The sequence below is a fragment of the Candidatus Erwinia dacicola genome (assembly GCF_001756855.1).
Classification (GTDB): domain Bacteria; phylum Pseudomonadota; class Gammaproteobacteria; order Enterobacterales; family Enterobacteriaceae; genus Erwinia; species Erwinia dacicola.
Genome location: NZ_MAYS01000590.1, coordinates 1 through 1471, shown reverse-complemented (window position 1 = coordinate 1471; position 1471 = coordinate 1). Strand labels below are relative to the sequence as shown.

Annotated in this window: 2 protein-coding genes and 1 pseudogene; 2 read left to right on the top strand and 1 reads right to left on the bottom strand. The window is 41.5% G+C overall.

What is annotated here, in order from left to right:
• Positions 1–415 (bottom strand): IS1595 family transposase (locus BBW68_RS14625; protein WP_148127470.1); only part of this gene is annotated, 415 nt, incomplete at its 3' end.
• On the opposite strand from BBW68_RS14625, the gene BBW68_RS17260 reads away from it, so the two are divergent.
• Together BBW68_RS17260 and BBW68_RS20380 are read left to right on the top strand one after the other, a co-directional pair.
• Positions 383–814, top strand: coding sequence for a TIR domain-containing protein (locus tag BBW68_RS17260; RefSeq protein WP_338061308.1), 432 nt, complete (start codon positions 383–385; stop codon positions 812–814). The two genes, BBW68_RS14625 and BBW68_RS17260, sit on opposite strands and share 33 nt — an antisense overlap.
• A gap of 11 nt (positions 815–825) precedes the next feature.
• Positions 826–1471, top strand: a pseudogene (locus BBW68_RS20380) (caspase family protein); the annotation flags it as partial.

Here is a 1471-nt window from a genome sequence, read left to right as displayed (position 1 = left end):
TCACATCCAGTACATCATAACTGGCAAAATTATCGGTATAGACGATGCTGTCAGGGTAAATTTTTGACTCTATTATCGGCAGTAATGTGCGTGATTTGGCATCGGGTATGACCTTGGTATACACCTTACCACCACGCTTGAGAAGCCCGAAAACAGGCACTTTTCCGGCAGCACCTCTGCCACGCTGACCTTTACGACGACCACCAAAATAACTTTCGTCCAGTTCAATCTCGCCATCAAACCAGGAGTGCCTATCTACGTGCTCGGCTATCAGCACTCTGAGGCGGTGAAAATAGTATGCAGCAGTGTTCCTGTGGACACCAACCAGCTCTGCGGCAATACGGGCTGTGGAGCCTGCAATAAACTGTTCAAGTAACCGTTCCTGTTTGTACTGACTGAGTCTGCTTTTTCTCATGGCACTATCCTAGATGATCTTAGTTATCTAGGACAGCCCCAAGTTTTATTCATAGCTTTCGCGATTGAGGATGAAACTCAACGTAATTTTTTGAAAGGACAATCGCTCCACCCAAGAAAACCTTATGAATTCATAGATATGTCAGTAAAAGAACCTTATGACACCGAGTGGAAAGCGCGTGTTAGGACTCGTATCAAGCGTTCAGATGGTGTAGTCGTACTGGTTAGTAAAAATTCACTGAAATCCAGTGGGCAAAAGTGGGAAATACAGTGCGCAAAAGAAGAAGGTAAACCTATCCGTGGTATCTGGGCTTATTCAGATGACAGAACTAATATAGACGGTGTAAATACTTACACTTGGTCTGATAAAAATATCACTGATTTTATCAACGCATTATAGGATATATATAAATGAGAAAAGCCCTGATAGTTGGGATTGATTATTATAAAAACATTAATCATCTGTCAGGGTGCGTTACTGATGCCCTTTCAGTACAAACCTCTCTTGAACGTAATTTCGATGACAGTAAAAATTTTGGAGTTCGCCTCATTGTAAGTCGTAATGAGCAAGAAATAGTAAGAAGAAGAGATTTACGCTCTGCAATATCAGAACTTTTTCAGGGTAAACCTGATATTGCACTATTTATTTTGCTGGGCATGGATATATCGATGAAGCAGGAGGTTACATTTGTTCAGGGGATTGTGAAACTGGCGACGATGGTGTGAAATTAAGCGATATAATAACTTTTGCTAATAAATCAAAAGCTAAAAATAAAGTTATTATTTTAGATAGTTGTCACTCTGGCTCGGCAGGTGACCGCCCAACAGATGAAAGTTTGGCAGAAATAAAAGACGGTGTAACTATTATGACTGCCTCAACCGATAAGCAGTATGCCTTAGGAGGGGAGAAGGGAGGAATATTCACTAATTTATTCGTTGATGCTCTGGATGGTGCTGCTGCTAATTTATTAGGCTATGTTACACCAGGGGGGATATATGCACATGTTGATCAGTCGCTGGGAGAATGGGGGCAACGGCCAGTATTTAAGACTAATGT